The sequence below is a fragment of the Sphingomonas daechungensis genome, assembly GCF_039543105.1.
Classification (GTDB): domain Bacteria; phylum Pseudomonadota; class Alphaproteobacteria; order Sphingomonadales; family Sphingomonadaceae; genus Sphingomicrobium; species Sphingomicrobium daechungense.
Window position 1 is genome coordinate 2,953,676 of sequence record NZ_BAABJC010000001.1, and the last position, 23,644, is coordinate 2,977,319.

Consider the following 23,644-nt stretch of genomic DNA (forward strand, 5'->3'; position numbering starts at 1 on the left):
AGCGGTGCCGATGCGGGCCTGGCTACAACTGGCATTGATTGCGGCACTGGCTTTCGGGCTGACGGTCGGCGCAAGGGCTGAACGAGAGCCGGTGCTGAAGCAGGTCGACCTGCCGCATAGCTACTATTGGCGCGAGCTTTACATCCCGCAGCTAACCACCGGTCCTTCGAGCGTCGCGTTCGAACCCGATGGCAAGACATTGATTTATTCGATGGGCGGCTCCCTCTGGCGGCAGGCGATCGGTTCTGAAGAAGCGACCGAGCTGACGCATCCCCGCGCTGCCTGCGACTATCAGCCCGATGTCTCGCCGGACGGACGCTCTGTGCTGTTCACCCGTTATGACGGGACCGGCCTTGAGCTTTGGCGTCTGGATCTTGCTTCAGGCCGTGAGCAGCGGCTGACTTCGGGCGGTGCGGTGAACGTCGAGCCGCGGATTTCACCGGACGGCAAGCGGATCGCCTGGGTGTCGACCACGGGGACAGGACACTTCAACCTCTTCGTCGCGGATCTCGGCCCCGGCGGCTTGACGAATTCTCGCCCATTGCTTGGTGAGCGGCAGAGCAAGATCGCTCGCTATTACTATTCGACCTTCGATCACGCCTTGAATCCGTCCTGGACACCAGACGGCAAACGGATTCTCTACGTGACAAATGACGAGGTTGCCTGGGGAACCGGCGACATCTGGTCGGTCGCCGTCGACGATCCGGCCGATCGTCGACGAATCCTGAGTGAAGAGACGAGCTGGAGTGCCCGTCCGGAGATGTCGCCCGACGGCAAGCAGGTCCTGTTCGCAAGCTACCACGGCCGCCAGTGGCGGCAGCTTTGGTTGACGACCCCCGAAGGTGCGGCCGCGCTTCCGCTCACGTTCGGCGAATTCGACTTATCCAGCGCGCGCTGGTCGCCGGACGGCGAACGCATCGCCTACATCAGCAACGAAAGCGGGAATACCAGTCTCGCAGTCCGGGATTACTATGGGGGGCAGACCCTCCAGGTCATCCCCAAGTCGCGCCGATTCAAGTCACCGCAGGCGCGGTTGGTCATCGATATTCGGGACGAGCACGGGACGAGCGTGCCGGCCCGCGTTGCTGTCATCGGGAGCGATGGCCGGGCGATCGCTTCGGCGAATGGCTGGATGCATGCCGACGATGGCTTCAACCGGAAGCTGCAGGCCGCCGAAATGCACTATTTCCATTGCCCTGGGCGCTGCGTCCTGGAAGCTCCGGCGGGCAAAACGACCGTCTGGGTTCAGCGAGGCTTCCGCTATCTGCCGTGGCAAGAGAGCGTCGAGCTGAAAGCAGGTTTCGAAAAGCTGCTGTCGGCTCGCTTAGAACTGAACGACCTGCCCACCGCTTTCGGGAAATTCCGAAGCGCCGACCTCCATGTGCACATGAACTACGGAGGCGCCTACCGGAACACGCCGGCCAACTTGACTGCCCAGGCCCAATCTGAAGACCTCGACGCAGTCTACAACCTCATCGTCAACAAGGAGGAGCGGATACCGGACATAGGTATTCCCGTTGGCTGCGATCCAGCCAGCACTCCCGGCACGCTAGTCATGCATTCGCAGGAATTCCACACCAGCTACTGGGGGCATCTCGGCCTGCTCGGTCTATCGGATCATGTTCTGACACCCGACTTCTCAGCCTATCGCCACACGGCGCTCGCAAGCCCGTACCCATACAATGGGAAGGTCAGCGACCTGGCTCACGCGCAGGGGGCGCTGGTCGGATATGTCCATCCGTACGACTGGGTGATCGATCCGGCTAAGGAGAAATCGCTGTCCAACGAGCTTCCGGCGGACGTCATCAACAACAAGGTCGATTACATCGAGATTGTCGGTTTTTCGGATCACAAGTCGACAGCGAACATCTGGTATCGACTGCTCAATCTGGGCTTTCGGATACCGGCAGGCGCCGGGACGGATGCGATGGCCAATTATGCCTCGCTCCGAGGCCCTGTCGGGATGAACCGGGTGTTTCTCGAAACTGGCGGAGAACTGAACCCGGAAGCATTGGAAGCGGCACTGAAGGCGGGCCGAACCTTCGCCAGCAATGGACCAATGCTGGGGTTCGAACTCGAAGGTAAGCGTCCTGGTGGCACCGTGGTGAGCCACGGCCCAGGCGTGATGCACTACCGCGTTGCGCTACGGTCGCCAGTCAGCGTCGATCATCTTGAGCTCGTCCAGAACGGCAAGGTGGTGAAAACTTTCACCTTAAGCGGCGATCGTCGGAAATCGGACTTTGAGGGCGAGCTGAAGATCAGCGAGGGCGGGTGGATTGTCCTTCGCGCCTGGAATGACGACTCCGATCCGCAGGTGCTGGACCTCTACCCCTACGCGACGACGAGCCCGATATATCTCGAGCTTCCGGGCGGGGCTCCTCGTGCCCCGGCTGACGCACTTTACTTCTCAGCCTGGCTGGATCGCGTGATCGCAGATGCGGAAAGCAGGACGGACTTCCGCAACGATCGAGAGAGGAGTGAAACCCTTTCGTACCTGCGCGATGCGAAGAATAGATTCGAAGCGCTAGCAAAGTAAGAGCCAACCCCTCATTCCTCGGGGGCGACCGTGACCCTTAAATGATTCAGATCGTCGGTCACCGGGATTTGGCAGGAGAGCCGGCTGTTCGGCTGGCGCGCATCGGCGCTATCCAGGAGGTCGTCTTCGTCGCTGCCCATCGGCCGCAAGCGCGCTAGCCAGTACTCGTCGACATAGACGTGGCAGGTCGCGCATGAGCAATTCCCACCGCACAAGGCGAGAATCTCCTCGATGCCACCGCCGCGCAGGTTTTCCATCAGTGATCGACCGGTTGTTGCGGTCACGTCCTGCTGGCTTCCGTCGCGGGTCGTAACGTGAATGATTGGCATGTCAGGCAACCAATGATTTGAGTGGAACGGAGTCGTCTTGCAGCGCGACCCGGTCGAATCGCGCCTTCTGTTCGACGAGCTTGCGGCCCTGGACATAGTCCCTGACCAAGTTGACGCAGTCTAAGGCAACTAGACGCTCGTTCCGGAAATAGAGCACGCTGAAACGATCGCTCGATGCATCTCCGCGAACCAGAAAGTCGTCATAACCGGCATTCAGCCCAACCGTTTGGAGCTTGACGTCAAACTGGTGCGACCAGAACCATGGCGTCGCATGGTAGGGTTCTGCCTGCCCGATGATGGACTTCGCGGCCGTCATTGCCTGGTCCGTCGCGTTCTGGACGGACTCGACGCGTACCGGATAATTCGGCCCAAACGGGTTATGGTGAAGCGCGCAATCACCAACCGCGAAAACATCCGGAAGGTTCGTTCGGCAGCATTCATCGACGAGCACGCCGTTGGAACTTTCAGCACCAGCCTCGATCAGCGGTTCGACACTCGGCTGAATTCCAATTCCCACGATGACGATGTCCGCATCGACCGTCGAGCCATCACCGAGAAGAACTCGAGCGACCCGTCCCGACGAGCCTTCGATGCACGTGACGGTCGCATTCATCAGAAAATCGACGCCGCGCGCCTCATGTTCCCGGACAAAGAAGTCACTGATCGGTCCTGCAGCAACGCGCGAAAGCGGGCGGTCCAGCGCTTCGATTACGGTCACCTGCTTGCCCGCCGAGACGAGGACTGCTGCCGCCTCCAGGCCAATGTAGCCGCCGCCGATGACAACGACGCGGTTTGCGGCCTGAAGTTCGCCGCGCAGCCGATCGACATCTGCCCGCGTACGGATCGTGTGCAGGCCTTCGAGATGACTGCCGCCGCAGGAGAGCCGGCGTGGCTGGCCGCCGGCGGCCCAAACGAGCTTGCTGTATCCAAATTCTTGGGAGGCGCTGACAGCAATTCGGTCCATTGCGTTAATCGCGATGATGTCATGGCCGCGGACCAGCTCGATCTTCTTCTCCGCCCAAAAGTGCGGCTGGTGAAAGAGGATGCTTTCGAATGGCTTTTCGCCGGCGAGATAGTCCTTGGACAAGGGAGGACGTTCATAAGGAAGATCGCTCTCCGCCGTGACGATCCCGATACTGCCATGGAAGTCGAGATGGCGAAGCGCGGCGGCGGTCTGCACACCGCCGTGCCCACTCCCGACGATCAGGACGTCGAAATGCGTCAATGAAGCGCCTCGACGATCGTGGCATTTGCGATGCCGCCGCCTTCGCACATGGTCTGAAGGCCGAAACGCGCTCCGCGTCGCCGGAGCTCGTGCACCAGCGTTGTCATAAGCTTGGTCCCAGTTGCGCCGAGGGGATGGCCTAGAGCGATTGCGCCACCGTTGACGTTCAAGCGAGTGGGATCAGCTCCGATGTCGTGCAACCACGCTAGTGGCACGGTGGCGAAAGCCTCGTTCACCTCAAATAGGTCAATATCCTCAAGCTTTCGACCCGACCGTTCCAAGATTCGCCGCGTCGCTGGTACCGGCTCCATCAGCATAATCACCGGGTCGCCCGCCGTGACGGCCAAAGCGTCCACGCGCGCTATCGGGGTCAATCCATGCTCCTTGAGCGCCCTCTCGCTGGCGATGAGAAGGCCAGAGGCTCCGTCGCAGACCTGACTCGCATTGCCTGCGGTGATCACTCCATCGGGCTTGAGGGTCTTCAGACTTGCGAGCCCCTCCATCGACGCGTCGTAACGGATGCCTTCATCGCGCACGTGCTCACGCTCCTGGCCTTCGGGGTCGACCACGGTCACAGGGACGATCTCCAGGGCAAATTTTTCGGCCTCGGTAGCGGCGGCTGCCTTTCGGTGACTCTCAAGCGCGAAGCGATCGAGAGTCTCCCGGGTCATCTGGTAATTGCGGGCGATCATCTCCGCGCCGGTGAACTGGCTGAATTCAGTGACTCCGAACCGATCTTTGATCGCCTCGCTCCATGGCCCAACGCCCAAGCCGGCCTGCATCGGCAGCATGAACGGCGTACCCATGGGCACGCGCGTCATACTTTCGATCCCTGCGGCAATGACGAGATCCTGCGTTCCGCTCATCACGGCCTGAGCGGCGAAGTGGAGCGCCTGCTGGCTGCTTCCACATTGCCGGTCGATGCTGACGGCGGGGACACTCTCCGGGAGCTTTGACGCGAGCACGAGGTTGCGCCCGACGTGGAAGCTCTGTTCTCCGACCTGGCTGACGCAGCCGACGATGACGTCGTCGATCGCGGCTGGATCGACTCCGCTGCGGTCCACGAGCGCATTCAACACCTGCGCTCCCAAGTCCGCCGGGTGCCAGTCCTTCAGAGCTCCGCCGCGCTTTCCACCGGCGGTTCTGGCTGCTTCAACGATATAGGCTTCCGCCACTTATGTTCCTTCTAGGCCGCAAGACCGAAAATTGCGGTTGCCTGACTGGACAGGGTTCCGCCGTTGGTATGAGCAAGCGCAATCTCGGCGCCGGGAATTGGGCTGGCCGCATCGCCGCGCAGCTGTCGAACGCTCTCGACGATCGCGAACAGGCCGTACATGCCAGGATGCACGCATGAGAGTCCGCCACCGTTGGTGTTGACCGGCAGGGTTCCACCAGGAGCGATGGCCCCGCTCGAGACGAGCGAACCGCCTTCACCCTTCGCGCAAAAGCCAAGATCCTCGAGGAACAGGATCGTGTTGATGGTGAAGGCGTCGTAGAGCTGGACGACGTCCACGTCTGAAGGGGAAATGCCAGCCTGCTGCATCGCTCGGGGCCCGGATTCTGACGCGGCCGTCATGGTCAGGTCCGGCATACTGGTAATGTGGTGATGCGAAGTTGCTGCGGCGGCTCCCAGAAGCGAGACGGCCTTCGGTCTGGAGTCCCTCGCACGGTCTGAGCGGGTGAGGACGATCGCGGCAGCACCGTCGGTGACCAGGCAGAAGTCGCTCTTCGAAAGGGGTGAAGTGATCATGCGCGAGGCGAGGCAATCGTCGATCGTCAGATCGCCCGTCGCGAATGCTTCGGGATTTCGGTTGGCCCACTGGCGAGCCGCCACCGCCACGGCAGCGAGATCTTCGCGCGTGGTTCCGAATTCGTGCATGTGCCGGGCGGCGGCCAAAGCGTAGCCACTGGCCGGGAAGAGCGGTCGATAGGGTGCCTCATACGGGGATGGGCGGGCCGGGGTCGAAAGCTTCCCGCCGCTGCTGCGCTGGTTGGAACCGTAGGCCAGCAAGGCGACGTCGATTTCTCCGGCCTCGAGCATCGCCGCCGCCGTAATCAGATGACTTACCGGCGCAGAACCCCCGGTCCGGTTGCAATCGGTGAATTTCGGATGGACCCCCAGATGCTCGGCCAAGCTGAGACCCGCGAACATGTCGTCGGGCAGGCAAATGAACAGGGCGTCGACTTCGCTCAGTTCAACGCCTGCGTCGAGCAGTGCTTTCAGCCCCGCCGTCGCTGCCATTTCCAGCGAGGACTCACCGGGGCACTCGCCGATCCCGTGGGTCGCAGCTCCAACGACCGCCGTCTTGCCGCGAGTCACTGCCCGCTCCATAGATCAAGATCATGGGGCCGGAGCAGCAGTGGCGCGAAGCGCTTGGTCGCGGGGAATTTCGTCTCCAGCGTGCGATCGCCAGCGGTAGGGTCTTCTTCCCTCCACGGGTTGCTGAGCCTGGGACGGGCGATCGCGACTGGGAGTGGGTCTCGGCGTCCGGAGAGGGCGTCGTCCATTCGGTTACAGTCGTGAACCCGCGTCCACCGGAGGATGCTTACGCGGTCGTCCTGGTCGATCTCGCCGAGGAAGTTCGGGTCATGAGCAACGTCGTTGGTGTTGCCCCAAATCAGATTCACATCGGCATGCCGGTCCGGGCGACAATTCGCGGGCGCGGAACAAACGCGATTCTGTTGTTCGAACCGGCCTAGCATCCGCAGAGCGCTCCGCTCGCTTTCAGCGACGCGATTTCCTGATCGGCGAATCCTGCCGCCGAAAGGATCGCCGCGCCGTCGCTTCCGTGCGCCGGACCGGGCTCCCCAATCTCCCCCGGCGTCACCGAGAAATCCGTGGGAATGCCCGGGAAGCGCATCTTGCCCGAGGCGGTCTCGCGCTCCTTCCAGAAACTTGCCTCTTCGAGATGCGGGTCGTGCAGCAGGTCCGTCATGCTGTGGATCGGCATCGCCGGAATTTGCGCGGTCTTAAATAACTCCATCCATTCGTCGTTGGTTCGCTGCCGCATCACGTCGGCGAGGCGGCCAAGCACGGTGCCGATGTTGTGAGTCCGATCCGCGATGGTCTTGAACATCGGATCCCGCGACCACTCGGGGTTTCCGATCGCGTCAAAGAATGACTGCCAGTGACGGTCGGTGTAGATCATCACTCCAATGTAGCCATCAGCCGTGCGGTATGGACGACGCTCCGCGGAGACGACGCGAGGGTATTCGGGCGGGCCAAGCGGCGGGTCAAACAGACTTCCGCTCAGGTGCTCGGCACAGGTGAAACTGACCAGGGTCTCAAACATCGGGACTTCGATCTCTTGCCCGCCGGCGCCCTTCTCTCGGGCAAATAGCGCGGCCGCAATGGCGTAGGCTGCGGTCAGTCCGGCAACCTTGTCGGCAACGACGGTGGCCAAATATGCCGGTTCGCCGCCGTTCAGTCGTGACTGGAGGTCGGCCAAGCCAGCAGCCGCCTGCACGATGTCATCATAGGCAGGGTAGTCACGATACCGTCCCGCGCGTCCAAAACCGTAGAGGTTGGCGTAGATGATTTGGGGGTTTGCCTCACTTACCGCGGAATAGTCGAGGCCCAGCCGCTTGATCGCACCGGCACGCATCGAATGCAGAAAAACGTCCGCATCTGCGGCAAGGCGCAACAAGGCTTCGCGCGCTGCCGGTTGCTTGAGATCGAGCGCCAGGCTGCGCTTTCCCCGGTTCAGATTGATGAACATGGCACCGCGACCGGCCTCAGGGCCCGGCGGAAGGAAGCGGGTGGTGTCACCCTTGGGATCCTCGACCTTGATGACGTCAGCACCGAGGTCTGCGAAGATCTGAGTCGCGTAAGGCCCCATCAGCACGCTGGTGAGATCAAGAACCCGCACGCCCGCCAGTGGGCCCTTGCCGCGCCCCGCCATCAGCCTAGTCTCGCGCGTACGGGCAAGGGAGAGTCCTGATGCAGGTGCATCTGGTTGCGGCGGGCAAATATCACGACATCGATTTCGCGCGCCTTGAGCTGTTGAAGCTGCTTGCCGAGATCCCGGAAATTCGGACCACTGTCGCAATCGATTACGGCGATCTCGAGCGGCTTGTCGATTGCAGTCTTTTGATCACCTACACCTGCGATGTCGTACCGACCGATGAGCAGGTTGCCGGTCTGACGTCGTTCCTGGAGCGGGGAGGGCGCTGGCTCGCGCTTCACGGCACCAACAGCGTGATTCAGTTCGATAAAGACGGGGCGATCACACCGGATATTGCTCCGGACTTCATGAAGCTGCTCGGCACCCGCTTCGTCGGGCATCCGCCGATCGAGCCGTTCAAGGTCCGGATCAGCCGCGATCATCCGCTCACCGCCGGGATGCGCGACTTTTCGACCCTCGACGAACTTTATTTGTCGGAGCGAATAGCGGACGTCGACGTCCTGATGCATAGCCGTTTCGAAGGCGGCGCGTGTCCTGATTTCGCGGAGGCGGACCAGGCGGCTCAGGACGTACCGATCCTTTACCTTCGCCAAGTCGGGGAGGGCGCGATCCTTTACTGCACGCTTGGCCATTGCCGCGGGCACTACGACCTTAGGCCGCTGTCGAACTTCTGGCCGCATCCACAGCGCTGCAGCTGGGATTACCCGGAGTTTGCGGAAATCCTCCGCCGCGGAATTCGCTGGGGGTTCGACCGGCAAATCTAGTCCTGGGGACGGAGCGCGATGATCTGTGCTTCGAGATTCTCGAGCACGGGATCGATCATGGCTTCGTCGCAACCGTGGATGAGACGGTTGATGGCCATGCCTTCGACGGTGTTCTGGGTGAGGGCAAGCGCGAGGTCGAAGGCCTTGCGATCCTGCTGCCACTGCGGGAAGAGCTGAACGGCCAACTCGTACCAGCGGGCGCGGAACTCTGCCTGAGCAGGCTCGAGGATGCGGGCCAGATTGTTGTCTGTACGAGCGGCAATTGCGAGCTCGACGAAAGCGACGAACGCGGGGCTCAGCAACTGCTTCCAGTACGTCCGAACCAGCGTGCGTACGTCGCTGCCCGGACTAGCCGCCGCTCTGCGGAATGCGCGCAACCGCCGGTCGAGCAATTCTGCGATCGTCGCCTGCATCAAGGCGCCACCGTTCTCGAAGTGATGGAGCATGGCACCGCGCGAGAGCCCGGCCTCGGCTGCGACCTTTGGCGTGGTCGTGCCGGAATAGCCGAATTTCACGAGGCAGCGGATGGTGGATTCGATCAGGCGCGCGCGCGTCTGGGCGCTCTTCAGTGCCTGCTGCGTAGGCTCGAATGCGCTCTTCGAAGCGGCGGGTTTCAACGCGGTGCGAGCCATGATTTCTCCAAGGCCGAGCTCGTAAAAAAAACAAGCATGATTGTTTTTGCTTTGACAAGTCAAGTCGGGATGCCGCCTTATAGAAGCATGTTCTGAGGGAGGAAAAGCGGTCGATGGGACGCGTCGAAGGAAAGGTTGCCCTGGTAACCGGCGGGGGATCGGGTCTCGGTGCCGCTGATTGCCGGAGATTGGCGGAAGAGGGCGCCAAGGTTGCGGTGACAGACGTCAATCTAGAGGCCGCTCAAAAGGTCGCTGACGAGATCGGTGACCAAGCCATTGCCCTTCGCCACGACGTTGCTTCGGAGGAAGATTGGAAATCCGTACTGGCCGAGGTTGAGCGAAGGTTCGGCGGCCTGAACATTCTCGTGAATAACGCCGGCATCGTCGTGGTCGCGGATCCGGAGGAGACGACGCTCGAGCAATTCCGGAAGGTGCAAGCGGTCATGAACGAGGGCGTTTTCCTCGGTTGCAAATATGCCATTCCGCTGATCGTGAAGTCGGGTGGCGGGTCGATCATCAACATGAGCTCGACCGCCAGCCATCTCGGCTATCCGCCCTTCTTCGCCTACTCTGCCGCGAAAGGCGCGGTGCGGTCGATGACCAAGTCGATCGCCATTCACTGCCAGCAGAAGGGCTACGGCATTCGGTGCAATTCGGTCCATCCGGCATCGATCGAGACGCCCATGATCCAGGGGGCAATGGGCCGCCCCGGGCAGGAGCAGGCAGTTCCGGAAGGCGTTCTGCCATCGGGCGCTATCGGAGCACCCAAAGACGTCGCCAACCTCATCCTTTACCTCGCGTCCGACGAATCGCGTTTCGTCACCGGCTCGGAGATTCTGATCGACAACGGCCTGATCATTACACCTGCCGGATAAAAAACAGTCATGCTTGTTTGTTTTCTATTGAACGACCGCAAAGTTTCAGCGTAGCAGCGGGGCAATGGCAGATAGGCAGAAGCGCGCATTGGTGCTTGGCGCATCGAGTGAGGGGGGGATCGGTGAAGCCGTTGCCCGGCGTCTCGCTCAAGACGGCTTTTCCGTTGTGGTCGCGGGCCGCCGTCGCGAGCCGCTCGAAAAGCTCGCCGCGGAGATCGACGCCGATGTCCTGACCTGTGACGTCACGAATGAAGACAGCATCGAGGCAATGATCGATGCCGCTGGTCCTCTCGACGTCGGGATCAACACCGCCGGGACAACGGACGTCGGCTCAATCGCCAAGATCAAGCGCGAACGGGTCGAGGCTCAGTTTGCGCTTCACGTGACTGGCAACCTCCTTTTCATGAAACATGCGGTCGCGCGCATGGGCGACGGCGGTTCGATAATCCTGTTTTCGTCGCTGACAGCGCGAGTGCCAGGCACGGGTCTCGCAGCCTATGCGGGGGCCAAGGCTGCGCTCGAACATATCGTTCGCATCGCAGCGCTCGAGTTCGGGCCGCGCTCGATCCGGGTCAATGCAGTGGCTCCAGGCTTCACGCGGACGCCGATGACCGAGGCATTCCTTGCCGATGAACGGATCGCCGGAATCTACAAGAATGAAACGGCGCTCGGTCAGCTGACCGAGCCTGCTCAGGTCGCTTCGGCCGTTGCATGGCTCGCGTCCGACGATTGCTTTACTACCGGCGAGACGATCGCAGTCTCAGGCGGCGCTCAGTTGCTGCGTCTCCCGACCGGTGCGGAACTCAGGGGATAGCGAATGGACCTAGGGCTCGCAGGCAAGAAAGCGATCATCGTCGGTGGAGCACGCGGCATTGGCTACGCCATCGCCGAAGTGCTCGCTCGTGAGGGGTGCGAGCTCGCCATCAGCGCGCGCAGCTCAGACGCGGTCAAGGACAGCGTGGCGAACCTCAAACGGTACGACACCCGCGTTGTCGGCGGCGCCGTCGATGTGAAGAAGCCGGATGCATACCGGAAATGGCTGGAAAAGGCGGTCGAGCAGCTGGAAGGCTGCGACATCCTCATTCCGATTACCTCTGCCGGCGGGGGCCTCGGCAGCGAGAAATATTGGGAGAAGGCATTCGAGGTAGACGTGCTTGGCCCGGTGCGCGCGGTCGACCTCGTCTTGCCGCACATGGTCAAGCGTCAGTCGGGATCGATCGTCCTGATCGCCACGACCTCAGCCGGCGAAGCCATGGGGGGGCCACAGCCTTACAATGCCATGAAGGCCTCGCTTGTGACTTGGGGCAAGCAGCTGGCGCTCGCCCATGGAAAGGACGGGATCAGGGTCAACGTGGTCTCACCGGGCCCGATCGAGTTCGAGGGCGGCAATTGGGAGATGATCAAGGATACGATGACCAAGTTCTACGAAGCGACGCTGAGGCAGCAGCCCCTCGGGCGCTTCGGTAAGCCGGACGAGATCGCACGCTGCGTTGCGTTCATCGCATCGCCAGCCGCCAGCTGGGTGAACGGATCGCACCTGATCGTCGACGGCGGCTTCACCAACCGTACGCACTTCTAGGACGCGGGCGGCCACGGTGGACGTCAAGCGGGAGGTCAAGATCGAGCGGGTCAGTCCCGCCGTCGCGGGCAATGGCACGCCCGTCGAGAAGGTGCCCGACCCTGAGCTCGGCTACGACGTCATTCCCGCCGATCGATACTTCAGCCGAGAATTCATGGCGCTCGAGTGGGAACATGTCTGGACGAAGGTGTGGCTGCTCGCCGGCCGAAGCGACGACATGCCTGAGTCCGGCGACTATATCTGCACCGACATCGGCAAGGAAAGTGTCCTCATCGTCCGGCAGCCCGATGGCTCGGTGAAGGCGTTTCACAACGTCTGCCTCCACCGCGGCAACCGTCTTCGTCCCGAAGGTCTCGGCAATGCCGAGAAATTCCAGTGCATGTACCATCACTGGACCTACGGCCTCGACGGCAGCATCGAGCACATTCCGGACCTCTCCAGCTTCCCGCAGGGCTGCCCGCCGGGCGGCCGCATCCAAGCGCTTCCCGCAGGCGAGTGGGGAAGCTTCGTCTGGTTCTCATTGAACCCCGATGCCGAGCCGCTGGCCGACTATCTCGACCCGGTGAATGCGCACTTGTCGCCGTATCATTTCGAGCGGATGCGGTGGGTGCGCGACATCACCGTCGAATGGAACTGCAACTGGAAAGCGAGCGTCGACGCTTTCAACGAAAGCTATCACGTCCAGGGCATTCACCCGCAGCTGATGTGGTACCTCGACGACGTCAATCTGCAGATCGACTGTTTCGGGAAGCACAATCGCTATTTGATCCCGTTCGGGACGATCAGCCCGCGCAAGGCGCTACCTTCGCAGATCCCGCCGCCGATCCAGTTCATGATGGAAAAGGCCGGCATGGACCCGGCCGATTACGAAGGTCCAATGACCGGGATCCGGAAGGCGATCCAGCGTCACATGCGCAAGTTCGGCCACAAGAAGGGCCGCGACTATTCCGAGCTAAACGACGATCAACTGACCGACGATTACCACTACACGATCTTCCCGAACGTCACGCTGAACACTCATGCCGACGACCTGATGCTGTTCCGTCAGCGGCCGCACCCGGACGACCCCGACAAGATGCTTTACGACATCTGGGTTTTCGAGCTTCCGGACGCCGAAAAGGACGACCCGGAGCGCGAATATCGCCGGCCGAAGCACCAGCATTTCAAGCATGGTGACAAGTCGATCGGCCTCGTGCTCGACCAGGACGCTTTCAACCTGCCCAACGTGCAGAAGGGCATGCATTCGTCCGGTTTCCCGGGCCTGTGGATCGGCGACCAGGAGCTCCGCATCCGCCACTTCCACAAGGTCCTGGACGACTATCTCGCCAAGGGGGGCGTACAATGAGTCAGCTCGGCAGGGACGATCTCCTGACCGCCTACCGCAGGATGGCGACGATCCGTGCCTTCGAGGAGCGGCTTCACGACGAAATAAAGACGGGAGAGATCGCCGGCTTCACCCATCTCTACTGCGGGCAGGAGGCCGCGGCGGTGGGCGTCTGCCATCACCTCGCCGACGACGATTACATCGTCTCCACGCACCGCGGGCATGGGCACTGCATCGCCAAAGGCTGCGACGTCAAAGCGATGATGCAGGAGATCTACGGACGCGCCGGCGGCCTGTGCAAAGGCAAGGGCGGCTCCATGCACATCGCTGACATTTCCATCGGCATGCTGGGCGCAAATGGCATCGTCGGAGCGGGTGCTCCCATCGCCGTCGGAGCGGCAATCAGTGCCAAGCTCGACGGAAGGGGAAAGGTCTCGGTCGCCTTCTCCGGCGACGGCGCCTGCAACCAGGGCACCACGTTCGAGGCGATGAACCTGGCCGTCGTCCTTAAGGTCCCGGCCGTCTTCGTGTTCGAGAATAATCATTATTCGGAGCACACGGGCGTCGACTATTCGGTCGGAACGTCGAACGACATTGCCAGCCGGGCGGAGGCGTTCGGTATGAAGGCGTGGCGCGCCGACGGCTGCGATTTCTTTTCGACCTTCGAAGCCATGCGCGACCTTCTCGACCATGTCCGTGGCGGGGGCGGACCTGCGGCAATCGAGCTGGATACGGAGCGCTTCTACGGCCACTTCGAGGGCGATCCCCAACGCTATCGCGGACCGGGCGAGCTCGACCGCATTCGTGAGAGCCGAGATTGCCTGAAGGCCTTCCGAAGCCGCGTCCGAGAGTTCGCCGACATTTCCGCGGACGATGTGGATGTGATTGATGGCGAAGTCGGCACGCTTATCGACGAGGCCACCGCCGAAGCAAAAGCTGCGCCGCCGCCTCCGCCGGAGGCCGTCCTCGAAGACGTGTACGTGAGCTACTGATGGCGGTGATGTCGATCCGCGAGGCGATCAATCGCACGATCGCCGAGGAGATGGAGCGCGACGAGACCGTCATCGCGCTTGGCGAGGATATCGTCGGCGGCATGGGAACCGCTGGCGGGCCGGAAGCCATCGGGGGCATTTGGGGCGCCACGGGCGGGCTCTACGCGAAATTCGGCCCCGGCCGGGTCATCGATACGCCGATCAGCGAAAGCGCGATCGTCGGTGCCGCCGCGGGCGCGGCGCTAGCGGGCAAGCGACCGATCGCCGAGCTGATGTTCGCCGACTTCGTTGGCGTCAGCCTCGACCAGATCTGGAACCAGATGGCCAAGTTCCGATACATGTTCGGAGGCAAGACCAAGTGCCCCGCCGTGATCCGGCTAATCTACGGCGCCGGAATGAACGCGGCCGCCCAGCACAGCCAGTCGGTCTACGCGATGATGACCTCCATGCCCGGCCTGAAGATCGCTTTGCCGGCGACACCGGCCGACGCGAAAGGCTTGCTGACGGAGGCGATCCGTGGGGACGATCCGGTGCTCTTCTTCGAGCACAAGGCAATGTTCGGCGTGAAGGGCGAGGTGCCTGAGGGCGAACATCGCGTTCCGTTCGGCCACGCCCGCCTCACGCGCGAGGGCGGCGACGTCACGATCGTGACTTGCGGCCGTATGGTGAACTTTTCGGAGAAGGCTGCGGACAAGCTGGCGGCCGACGGGATCGGTTGCGACGTCATCGACCTCCGCACCACCAGCCCGCTCGACGAAGAGACGATCCTCGACAGCGTCGAGCAAACGGGCCGTCTGGTCGTCGTCGACGAAAGCCCGCCGCGGTGCAGCCTGGCCGCCGACATTTCTGCCTTGGTCACTGCCAAGGCGTTCTCGTCGCTCAAGGCGCCACCGGAACTGGTGACCGCACCCCACACGCCGATCCCGTTCGCGCGAGAGCTGGAGCGAGCCTGGCTGCCGTCTCCGCAGAAGGTCGAGGAGGCGGTGCGCAAGGCGCTCGCCTTCCGGAGCTAGGATCGATGCCGCTCAAGGCTTTCACCATGCCCAAGTGGGGCATCGAAATGTCGGAAGGCATGATCGGTGAATGGTCCGTCGAGGAGGGAAAGCCGTTCGCGCGCGGTGAGGTCATTGCGCTCATCGAGACCGACAAGATCACGAACGAGGTCGAAGCCGAGGCCGACGCCAAGTTCGTGCGCATCGTCGCACAGCAGGGGGAGACTTTGCCAGTTGGTGCCTTGCTGGCGGTGTATGGCGACGACGAGCCTAGCGCCGAGGTCGATGCATTTATCGCTGCCTTCCGTCCGGCCGATGCACGCATGGCGGCGAGCGACACCGAGGACATGATCGCCGAAGCAGCGGCCGAGACCGAAGTACCGCCAGCAGCTCCGCAAATCGATGACAGTCTGGCCATCAGCCCGGCCGCACGTGCCCGGGCCGAGTCTGGGCACCTGGACGTTTCATCTATTGCGGGCAGCGGCCGCGGCGGAAGGATCATGCTGCAAGACGTCGAGCAGGCCCTGCGTCCGCCGGCTGATCCGCAGTTGAAGGGTCCCTTCGACGCGCAGGGCGAAGGCAATGGCTTCGCTTCTCCGATGGCGCGCCGGCTGGCGGCAAGGCACGGCGTGGACCTGAAAGCTCTCAAAGGAACGGGGCCGCGCGGCCGCATCTGCAAGGACGATGTCCTTTCTGCCGCAGGTGCCGGAGCAGCCGCACCGAGCGGTGAAATCGAGATTGTCGCCATGTCGCCGATGCGCAAAGCGATCGCCCGTCGGCTGACCGAAGCGAAACAAACGATCCCGCATTTCTATCTGCGCCGCCGGGTTCGTGCGGATCGTCTGCTTTCGGCGCGGGAGGCAGCCGGTCGCCGGGGAAGCGTCAACGATTACCTGACGCGTGCCGTCGCGCTCGCGCTACGCGAAGTGCCGGAGGTCAACATCCAGGTCCGCGGCACGGAGATTCACCGCATTCCGACGGCCGACATCGCCATTGCCGTAGCGACCAACAAAGGGCTGCTGACGCCGGTCCTTCGCTCAGCGGAATCGCTGTCGGTCGAGCAGATCCGTGAGGCGGTTGGAGACCTCGCCGCGCGCGCTCGATCATCGAAACTCAAGCAGGAAGAAATCGAGGGCGGGAGCTTCTCGCTGAGCAACCTCGGCCCCTATGGAGTCGAGCAGTTCGACGCGATCATCAATCCGCCGCAGGGCGCGATCCTCGCCGTCGGCGCGGCACGTCCGGAGCCGATCGACGACGACGGCGCGATCCGCATCGTTCCCGTGCTGCACTTGTCCTTGAGCTGCGACCACCGTGCCATTGACGGCGCCGACGGCGCGCGGTTCCTGGCGGCGCTGGCCAAGCTGATCGAACATCCGGAGCGCTTATGATTCTGCCTGGAGCACGCGTGGTTCAGATGGCGTGGGTCGTCGATAGCCTGGAGGCGGCCGCCGAGCGCCTGTCACAGTCCATGCAGGTCGGCCCCTTCCTTATGATCCGGCATATCCAGCTCGACGTGCCGCATCATCGCGGTGTCCCGCAGCGAACGGACTTCAGCCTTTGCCTCACTCAGGCCGGCGACGTGCAGATTGAGTTGGTCGAGCAACACGACCAGACGCCGTCGGTTTATCGCGACATATTTCCCGACGGACCGCCCGGCGGAATGGCATTCCATCATGTCGCGGTGATCGTGCCGGACGTATTCGAGGAAACCGCTCGCTACAACGCGCTCGGCTTTCCGACCGCATCAAGCGGCCGCTTCGGAAACATCGATTTCACCTACGTCGATACGACGGCAGCAGGCGGCTTCATGGTTGAGGTGCTTCCCGACATGCCCGAGATGCACCGTTTCTTCGGTGCCGTGCGCAGCGCCGCTGAGGATTGGGATCACCGCACGCCGTGGCGGGAGATGAGCTAGCTCAGGGAGCGGTGGAAGCTGAGCTCCATGTCCTGGGCGAGGCAATCGAGGATCGGCGGAACGAGGCGATCGTGGAAGTCGATCCCCATGTGGTGATCGAACGCCCCCTGATCCTTGAACGTCGCGACACAGAAGAAGGTGTTGGGATCGTCGTCGGACTGCAGCAGCTCGTAGACCAGTGCATCCGGCTCCTGCGCGTGGACCAGGCCTTTGAGCTCCGATTGAAGGTTCACGAACTCATCGCGACGTTCCGGCTTGACCACCAGCTTGGCAATGAACGACCGCGCTTCACTCATGCATCTGCTCCTTGCGCCAGTTCCTCGACGAGCCTGTCGCGGAGCCGGAATTTCTGGATCTTGGATGTCGACATTGGCCATTCCGTCACGAACCGAATGGCACGCGGAATCTTGAAGCGAGCCAGCTTTCCCTCGCAGTGCTGGAGAAGTTCAGCCTCGCCGACCTGCGCGCCGCCGGTCAATTCGACGAACGCTGCCGGTACCTCGACGTAGCGAGGGTGGGGGATGCCCACGACCTGAGCCAACTTCACCGCCGGGTGCGACTGAAGAACGCCCTCGATCTCGGCCGCGGCAACATTCTCGCCACCCACCTTGAGCATGTCCTTGGTGCGGCCGTGGAACATGATGTGGCCGTGCTCATCGATCGAGCCGATGTCGCCGGTGTGCATCCAGCCGTCGGCGTCGATCGTCTCGCGGGTCTTTTCGGGAGCGTTGTAGTAGCCAGCGAGCATGTTGGGTCCACGGGCAACGATCTCGCCCCTCTCGCCGACAGCCAATTCTTCCCCTGATTCGGGATCGCAGATCTTCACTTCCCAATCATCGAGAGGAACGCCTAACCGGTAGACGCGCAGTTCGTAGGGATCGTCAGGCCGGCTGGTGCAAATGGTGCCGGATCCTTCCGTCAGCCCATATGTGCCCACTTGCGTCGTGTGCGGCATCGCCGCCTGCATCTTTTCGCGGATCCAGTCAGGCTGAACCGCGAAATTGCTGTTCATCAGGCGAACGCTCGACAGGTCGGTCGTCTGGAAGCGCGGATGCTCGATCAGGTCCTGCATGATCGTGACGAAGCAGGGGTAGGCATGGGTCGCGCGTTCATTCTCGAGCATCTCGAGCGCTACCGCCGGATCGAATGCCGGAATGGTCAGATAGGCGCCGCCGCGGTCGATCGACGCGACCATCGGCAGGATGCCGGCGATGTGGAAGATCGGGAGCGGCGACCAGAAGCGATCGCCGGCTTCGATGCGGTAACGGTCGGCAAGGTTGCGACTGTTCCCTACGATCCCGCGATGCCGGATCATGCACCCCTTGGGATTTGCCGTCGTTCCCGAAGTGTAGAGGATGAGACCGATCGATTGTGGGTCTACGGAATCGATCCGGGCGTCCACTTCGGCATCGCTCACGTGTTGGCCTTCAGCGATGACATCCGCGGCGGAGCGCATTCCTTCCGTGCACGGCGGATCGACGCACACAATCGTTCGGAGGAGGGGCGCCTCGGGGAGGTTTAGTTGCCTTGGGTCTGTTGCGACTGCAAGACTCGGAAGCGCTGAGTGAAGGCGGGCGCCGAAATCGAGACTGTCGGCCACTTTGCCGGTTGTAACCAAGGCAACGAGGTCTGCGTCTTTAACCAGGTATGCGAGCTCGCCCGCTTGATAACGGGCATTGACGGGAACTGCGGTGGCTCCGGCCATCGCAACTCCGAACAGCAGCTCGACGAACTCCGGACGGGTCGAAAGCAGGATGCCGATATTCTGTCCCGGCTCCACGCCCATGGCGATGAACGCCTTCGCCCAGCGGCGGGCAGCTTCATTCAATTGTGCGTGAGACTGGCGCGACGAAGGGAAGACTAGGGCGTCCTGTTCACCGTTTTCGGCCGCGCTTTGGCGCAGCAATTCGCCCAGCGTGAACGGCCGAAGGCTCACGCCTTGCGCACCGGGAGCAGGAATTCGCGTTCATAGCCGTCTTCCATGCATCCGATCATTCGCTCGATGATCGGCGCGTTGGCTGGGTTGTCGCGGTGCTCCTGATCGCCGCTTTCGTCCGAGAAGCTCTCGAACACTGCAAATCCTCCGCTGTCGTCGAGACGGTAGAACTTGTACTCGAGCGTCTTGGGTTCGTCCTTCGCATTGGCTTCCATAGCGTCAATGAGATCGGCGAATTCGGCGTCGTGATCGGGTTTCACCCGGAAGCGGGCAAGGAATGTGTAGCTCATACTGACTTGCCCCTATTTCTCGCCGGAAATGTATCGGTCGAGCTCAACGTGGAAGTGCCGCAGACGCCCTTCCTGGTAGCTCCACAGAGGCCCGCGAAAACCGCGTGACCGTGCACCTTTCTGGACGATCGGCAGCAGTTCGGAGTCTTGGTCGAGCACCTCGCCAAGCTCGGGGGGAACTCCGAGCGGTACCCGAGACACGTCGGGGCGGATCATTCCCGTCGTATCGACATCGTCTGACAAGCCCATCCAGGCGGGAGCGCGGTATCCGGGCGCGTCGATGTGCCGGAACGCGATGATGTTGTCGTAGGTGAACTGCTCCGCGTTTGTGGGGTGCGGAAGGAAGCGGTGGATGAAAACCGCCTCCGGATGGCAACCGATCTGCACGTTCGGGAAGATTCCGTAGATGGTGGAATCGCTTAGCTGCGTATCGCTGAACTTGTCGTAATCGAGTTCGTACTTTTTGGCCCGCTCACGCTTTGCTGCCTGGATCGCCGCCCGGCTCTCCTGCGCGGTGCCCGAAAAAGACTCTGGGTCGATACCCGCGTCGGCCAGCATCATCTTGATGCCCGCGTTCACCGTTGTCTGATCCGGAAAGCGCGGACTAGGCTGGGCGAAGGGCACGAACTGTCGGCTCATTCCGTTCGGATAGAGGTCGATCTGCGTCCGATCGTCCATCACCGCCTGTGTTTGCGGATGAACCGAGTGGAGATGGTAGAGCTCGTAAAAGGCATCCACTCCGCCCTTCCAGTTCGCTCCCCATTCCGACTGCTTGTGGTGAATGACGTTCATCGAGCCGATGTCGTAGAGCTGGAGCTGCTCGACGAGAGGCCCGAGATACTCGGTCAGCGACGGTGCTTCCGGGTCTATGCAGACGAACACGAGGCCGGCCGCGCTCTCGCAGCGGACACTGGTCATATTCGTGCCATGGCAAAGGACGTCTGGATCGAACGTCTCGGCGTCGGTTACTTTGGTGTTGTTCCCGTCGAGCGCGAACTGCCAGCTATGAAATGGGCAAGTGAATTGGTCGATCGAGCCGAAGTCGGAGAGGACCAGCTGGCTGCCGCGATGCGGGCAGACATTGTAGTGGGCGCGTAGCGATCCATTCTTGTCGCGGACGACGACGAAACTTTCGTCGAGAATGTCGAACTTTACGAAATCGCCCGGTTCGCGGAGGTCGGACTCCACAGCAGCGAGCAACCAGGTTCGGGTCCAAACGCGGTCCCATTCTGAGCGCATCCAGTCCTTGTCGTAATAGCGCTTCGGATCAGGCCGCCCGGTTCCGTTGTCGATCCGGGGAGCTCGATCATTGAATGGGTGCGGCGAACCGACGTGGATGTCCCATCCATTGAAGTCGAAACCCATCGCGACTCTCTCCTCTGCGCGGAAATGGACGGCCTTTAAAAAACAATCATGACTGTTTTTCAATAGCCTGCGAAGCTTGGTTCTCTTAGCGATCTCCAATAGGGGCAAGAGGAAGCGAATTGCGCTCTGCAACCGACCGCGGAGAAACTGTCACACAGAGACAAGAAAAAAACAAACATGATTGATTGTTATTTACGGCTGTGCCAGCTTTGGAAACGGGAGAGGCTCGGTCGGGCGGCATGCTGATGCACCGGGCACGCGAATAGGGGAGAACATGATGCGCTCGGCTCGATACGCGACTTCGATAGCGACCTTCGCCATGGCCACGATGCTTGCTGCTGCGGCCAATGCCCAGGAGGCTCCCGCAGGAGGGACAACCGAACCGCCGCCACCCGCCGACGCGCCGCCGGCAGGCTCCGCGACGTCAGCAGTCGATCAGCAACAGCCGGCTGCGCAAGCCGCAACCGAAGGCCAGATCAACGAGATCGTGATCACGGCGACTCGGCGGGACTCAAACCTGCAGACCACTCCCATCGCGGTCTCGGCGATCGATCAGAACCTGATCGCGCAGAGTAATCCAGACAATATCGGCGATCTTGCCGTATTCGTCCCCAACTTTTCCGCCGAAACCATCACAGGCTTCAATGCTGCCAGCTTTGCGATGCGCGGTGTCGGCCAGAACAACATCATCGTCTATTTCGAGCCGCCCGTCGTGGTGCTCGTCGATGACTTCGTCATGCCCTCGGTCCAGACCCAATTGCTGGACACCTTCGACGTTTCGCAGGTCGAGGTGCTGCGCGGACCGCAGGGCACGTTGTTCGGCAAGAATAGCTCAGGCGGCGCCGTTACCGTGCGAACGAAGCGGCCTGAGCTCGGCGTGACCTCTGCCCAGGGCGAGTGGACCTACGGCAGCTTCGGTTCGATCGGAGTGAAGGGGGCGGTCAACATTCCGCTCGGCGACATTGCCGCGGTCAGGCTCGTCGGCGGTTATGAAAAGAGCGATGGCTACTACAAGAACAAGGCGTGTTACGGCCCCGTCTATAATCTCTCCGACGATCCGAACACACCGGCATTCGACCCGGCATTCCCGTCGAAGTTCGATGGCGTTCAGGGCTGCCTCAACGACGGCCGTGTCGGCGGCAAGGACGTTTTCTACGGCCGTGCGAAGGTGCTCATCGAGCCGACGCCGAACCTAAGGGCCCTGTTCCAGTACGAGATGCTGCGGGATCGATCCGATACGGTTCCGTCAGTAAATGAGAATCAGATCTACACCGGGACCGTGCCGTTCCTCACCGATCTACTGGGCTTGAAAGTGCCAAACGGTAGCAGCGATCCGCTCAATAACAGCGGCATCACGCTGAGGGACGACACGTTCCAGCGCGACATCCAGCGCATCAATGTGAATGGCCTCTACGCCAACATCGATTACCGGACGCCCGTCGGAACACTGACGTCGGTGACCGGCTGGCGCAAGCAGACGTCCCGGCTTCCGAATTCCTACGCGGGCGTGACGGCCGTGGCCGCAGATAGCCAGCGGCTATCGGTCTTCGACGCAAGCCGCGATGACGACCGCAAGACGTTCCAGCAGGAATTTCGGTTCGCGAGCAACTTGCAGGGGCCATTCCAGTTCGTTGCCGGTGCCTTCTACCAGCACGACACCGTGGACTTCTGCGTGTCCCAGCTACTTGGCTTCCTCGACCTCGTCTCGGGTCCGCTTCCGTTTGGGAATTGGAACGACACGCCGTACATCCTCTGCAACGCGCAAAAGGCGACATCGAAGGCAGTTTTTGCGGAAGGGAACTACAAGTTCACCGACCGCCTGACCTTTACCGCCGGCGTTCGCCAAACCTGGGACGACAAGACGTGGCGTGGACGCCAGCAGGTTTTCATCCCGGAACTGGAAGGCGGTTTCGACCCGACGATCACTATCGACGAGCCGCTGGATGCCAGCGTCTACAACTACTCGGCTAACGTCATCAAACTGACCGACAAGTCGAAGAAGCTCACATACCGTCTCAGCCTCGGTTACCAGGCCACCGACGACATCTTCCTCTATGCAACCCATGCCACCGGCTACAAAGGCGGCGGATACAACGATCAGATCGGCGGATTCGCGGCTTTCGGTACCGATCTGGATGCGTTCCGCACGGCGGCGCGCGCAACCAAGCCGGAAACGGCGAGCAGCTATGAAGTCGGCATCAAGACAGATCTCGCGGACCATCGCGTGCGCGCCAACCTGACCGGCTTCTATGTGAAATATAAGGATCTCCAAAAGCAGCTCAACGTTCCGATCATCGTCAACGGCAATCCCAACCAGGTGACCATCTTCGTCAACGCTGCCGCGGCGACGGTGAAGGGCATTGAGGCGGAACTCACGGCCAAGCCGGTCCGCAACCTGACCTTCCGAGGCGTCCTCGGATTCCAGGACGCCAAGTACGATGAATACACGGCACCGAACGCAGGCTACGACCTGTCCAGTTCGCCGCTCGACCGTGCGCCGCGGTGGCAGTGGACCCTGGGCGCCAACTATCGGGTGCCGCTGGGTAGCTTCGACCTGACCTTCGACGGAACAGTGGCGTATCAGAGCCGAAATCTGTTCACCCAGTCGATTACGGACCCGGCTGGCAATACGTACCTGAACGCGCGGACTTTGGTCGACGCTTCGATCACATTGGCGGACCTCGACGATCGTTACTACGTCCGCCTGGTTGGACAGAACCTGACGGACAAGAGGTATCGCACGGCGTCGCAAAACGTCGCTGGTCTCTGGCTCAACAGCCAGTACGGCCCGCCGCGCTACTTCGGCATCCAGGGCGGTATTCACTTCTCGTCCGAGCGCGCTGCTCCGCCGCCACCGCCGCCTCCGCCGCCGCCGCCGCCACCCCCTCCGCCGCCGCCCCCTCAGACCTGCGGCGATGGATCGGTGATCCTGGCGACGGATGCCTGCCCGGTGCCGCCGCCTCCGCCACCGCCGCCACCTCCGGC

General features: G+C 61.9%; 22 protein-coding genes. 12 read left to right on the top strand and 10 right to left on the bottom strand.

The features are described 5' to 3' along the window. Positions 1–10 precede the first annotated feature (10 nt). The gene (locus ABD928_RS15245; protein WP_345170085.1) at positions 11–2,536 is read left to right on the top strand and encodes a CehA/McbA family metallohydrolase; all 2,526 of its coding nucleotides are present in this window, start codon (positions 11–13) and stop codon (positions 2,534–2,536) included. An 11-nt stretch (positions 2,537–2,547) separates the two neighbouring features. On the opposite strand, the gene ABD928_RS15250 is transcribed toward ABD928_RS15245, so the two are convergent. Genes ABD928_RS15250 through ABD928_RS15265 form a run of 4 tightly spaced genes read right to left on the bottom strand, consistent with a single transcriptional unit; the run spans position 2,548 to position 6,410 of the window. After that, positions 2,548–2,865 carry a 2Fe-2S iron-sulfur cluster-binding protein gene (locus ABD928_RS15250; RefSeq protein WP_345170086.1) on the bottom strand — a complete coding sequence of 106 codons (318 nt, stop codon included), beginning with the start codon at positions 2,863–2,865 and terminating at the stop codon, positions 2,548–2,550. Position 2,866: 1 nt separating this feature from the next. After that, a complete protein-coding gene (locus tag ABD928_RS15255; RefSeq protein WP_187713959.1) occupies positions 2,867–4,090 on the bottom strand; it encodes an NAD(P)/FAD-dependent oxidoreductase in 1,224 nt (407 codons plus the stop codon). Next, positions 4,087–5,265 carry an acetyl-CoA C-acetyltransferase gene (locus ABD928_RS15260; protein WP_345170088.1) on the bottom strand — a complete coding sequence of 393 codons (1,179 nt, stop codon included), beginning with the start codon at positions 5,263–5,265 and terminating at the stop codon, positions 4,087–4,089. Before ABD928_RS15260 ends, ABD928_RS15255 begins: the two co-directional genes overlap by 4 nt. Before the next feature lie 11 nt (positions 5,266–5,276). After that, complete coding sequence (locus tag ABD928_RS15265; RefSeq protein WP_345170090.1) at positions 5,277–6,410, bottom strand: acetyl-CoA acetyltransferase; 1,134 nt, start codon at positions 6,408–6,410, stop codon at positions 5,277–5,279. A gap of 23 nt (positions 6,411–6,433) precedes the next feature. On the opposite strand from ABD928_RS15265, the gene ABD928_RS15270 reads away from it, so the two are divergent. Further along, positions 6,434–6,790 carry a Zn-ribbon domain-containing OB-fold protein gene (locus ABD928_RS15270; RefSeq protein WP_187713960.1) on the top strand — a complete coding sequence of 119 codons (357 nt, stop codon included), beginning with the start codon at positions 6,434–6,436 and terminating at the stop codon, positions 6,788–6,790. Here ABD928_RS15270 and ABD928_RS15275 read toward each other — a convergent pair. After that, entirely contained in the window at positions 6,787–7,992 is a 1,206-nt protein-coding gene (locus tag ABD928_RS15275) for a CaiB/BaiF CoA transferase family protein (protein ID WP_345170092.1), read from the bottom strand. The two genes, ABD928_RS15270 and ABD928_RS15275, sit on opposite strands and share 4 nt — an antisense overlap. A gap of 38 nt (positions 7,993–8,030) precedes the next feature. Between ABD928_RS15275 and ABD928_RS15280 the strand changes: the two genes are divergently transcribed. Next, positions 8,031–8,759: a ThuA domain-containing protein gene (locus tag ABD928_RS15280; RefSeq protein WP_187713961.1), complete on the top strand. Its 729-nt coding sequence runs from the start codon at positions 8,031–8,033 to the stop codon at positions 8,757–8,759. On the opposite strand, the gene ABD928_RS15285 is transcribed toward ABD928_RS15280, so the two are convergent. Further along, positions 8,756–9,391, bottom strand: coding sequence for a TetR/AcrR family transcriptional regulator (locus tag ABD928_RS15285; RefSeq protein WP_345170093.1), 636 nt, complete (start codon positions 9,389–9,391; stop codon positions 8,756–8,758). The two genes, ABD928_RS15280 and ABD928_RS15285, sit on opposite strands and share 4 nt — an antisense overlap. A 113-nt stretch (positions 9,392–9,504) precedes the next feature. Between ABD928_RS15285 and ABD928_RS15290 the strand changes: the two genes are divergently transcribed. From ABD928_RS15290 to ABD928_RS15325, 8 genes are all read left to right on the top strand, one after another. Further along, positions 9,505–10,266: a glucose 1-dehydrogenase gene (locus tag ABD928_RS15290; protein ID WP_345170095.1), complete on the top strand. Its 762-nt coding sequence runs from the start codon at positions 9,505–9,507 to the stop codon at positions 10,264–10,266. Positions 10,267–10,330: 64 nt separating this feature from the next. Further along, positions 10,331–11,080 (top strand): SDR family NAD(P)-dependent oxidoreductase, encoded by a 750-nt coding sequence (locus tag ABD928_RS15295; protein WP_345170096.1) that lies wholly within the window; start codon positions 10,331–10,333, stop codon positions 11,078–11,080. Between the two features lie 3 nt (positions 11,081–11,083). Next, complete coding sequence (locus ABD928_RS15300) at positions 11,084–11,845, top strand: SDR family NAD(P)-dependent oxidoreductase (RefSeq protein ID WP_345170098.1); 762 nt, start codon at positions 11,084–11,086, stop codon at positions 11,843–11,845. Between the two features lie 16 nt (positions 11,846–11,861). Continuing rightward, complete coding sequence (locus ABD928_RS15305; protein WP_187713962.1) at positions 11,862–13,190, top strand: aromatic ring-hydroxylating oxygenase subunit alpha; 1,329 nt, start codon at positions 11,862–11,864, stop codon at positions 13,188–13,190. After that, on the top strand, positions 13,187–14,161 hold the full coding sequence (locus ABD928_RS15310) for a thiamine pyrophosphate-dependent dehydrogenase E1 component subunit alpha (RefSeq protein ID WP_223276146.1): 975 nt from the start codon (positions 13,187–13,189) through the stop codon (positions 14,159–14,161). Before ABD928_RS15305 ends, ABD928_RS15310 begins: the two co-directional genes overlap by 4 nt. Next, positions 14,161–15,174 carry an alpha-ketoacid dehydrogenase subunit beta gene (locus ABD928_RS15315; RefSeq protein ID WP_317617484.1) on the top strand — a complete coding sequence of 338 codons (1,014 nt, stop codon included), beginning with the start codon at positions 14,161–14,163 and terminating at the stop codon, positions 15,172–15,174. Before ABD928_RS15310 ends, ABD928_RS15315 begins: the two co-directional genes overlap by 1 nt. Before the next feature lie 5 nt (positions 15,175–15,179). Further along, positions 15,180–16,541 (top strand): 2-oxo acid dehydrogenase subunit E2, encoded by a 1,362-nt coding sequence (locus ABD928_RS15320; protein ID WP_345170100.1) that lies wholly within the window; start codon positions 15,180–15,182, stop codon positions 16,539–16,541. Continuing rightward, positions 16,538–17,068 (top strand): VOC family protein, encoded by a 531-nt coding sequence (locus ABD928_RS15325; protein ID WP_345170102.1) that lies wholly within the window; start codon positions 16,538–16,540, stop codon positions 17,066–17,068. Before ABD928_RS15320 ends, ABD928_RS15325 begins: the two co-directional genes overlap by 4 nt. Here ABD928_RS15325 and ABD928_RS15330 read toward each other — a convergent pair. From ABD928_RS15330 to ABD928_RS15345, 4 genes are read right to left on the bottom strand one after another with little or no spacing between them, the layout of a single operon-like run. Beyond that, positions 17,065–17,364: a putative quinol monooxygenase gene (locus tag ABD928_RS15330; RefSeq protein ID WP_345170103.1), complete on the bottom strand. Its 300-nt coding sequence runs from the start codon at positions 17,362–17,364 to the stop codon at positions 17,065–17,067. The two genes, ABD928_RS15325 and ABD928_RS15330, sit on opposite strands and share 4 nt — an antisense overlap. Then, the gene (locus tag ABD928_RS15335; RefSeq protein ID WP_345170104.1) at positions 17,361–19,004 is read right to left on the bottom strand and encodes an AMP-binding protein; all 1,644 of its coding nucleotides are present in this window, start codon (positions 19,002–19,004) and stop codon (positions 17,361–17,363) included. The genes ABD928_RS15330 and ABD928_RS15335 overlap by 4 nt, the downstream gene beginning before the upstream one ends. Continuing rightward, positions 19,001–19,294, bottom strand: a complete 294-nt coding sequence (locus tag ABD928_RS15340) for a putative quinol monooxygenase (protein ID WP_187713964.1) — start codon at positions 19,292–19,294, stop codon at positions 19,001–19,003. Before ABD928_RS15340 ends, ABD928_RS15335 begins: the two co-directional genes overlap by 4 nt. Before the next feature lie 12 nt (positions 19,295–19,306). After that, on the bottom strand, positions 19,307–20,659 hold the full coding sequence (locus ABD928_RS15345; protein WP_187713965.1) for an aromatic ring-hydroxylating oxygenase subunit alpha: 1,353 nt from the start codon (positions 20,657–20,659) through the stop codon (positions 19,307–19,309). Positions 20,660–20,936: 277 nt separating this feature from the next. On the opposite strand from ABD928_RS15345, the gene ABD928_RS15350 reads away from it, so the two are divergent. After that, the coding region (locus ABD928_RS15350) for a TonB-dependent receptor (protein WP_345170106.1) at positions 20,937–23,644 on the top strand (2,708 nt) is incomplete at its 3' end.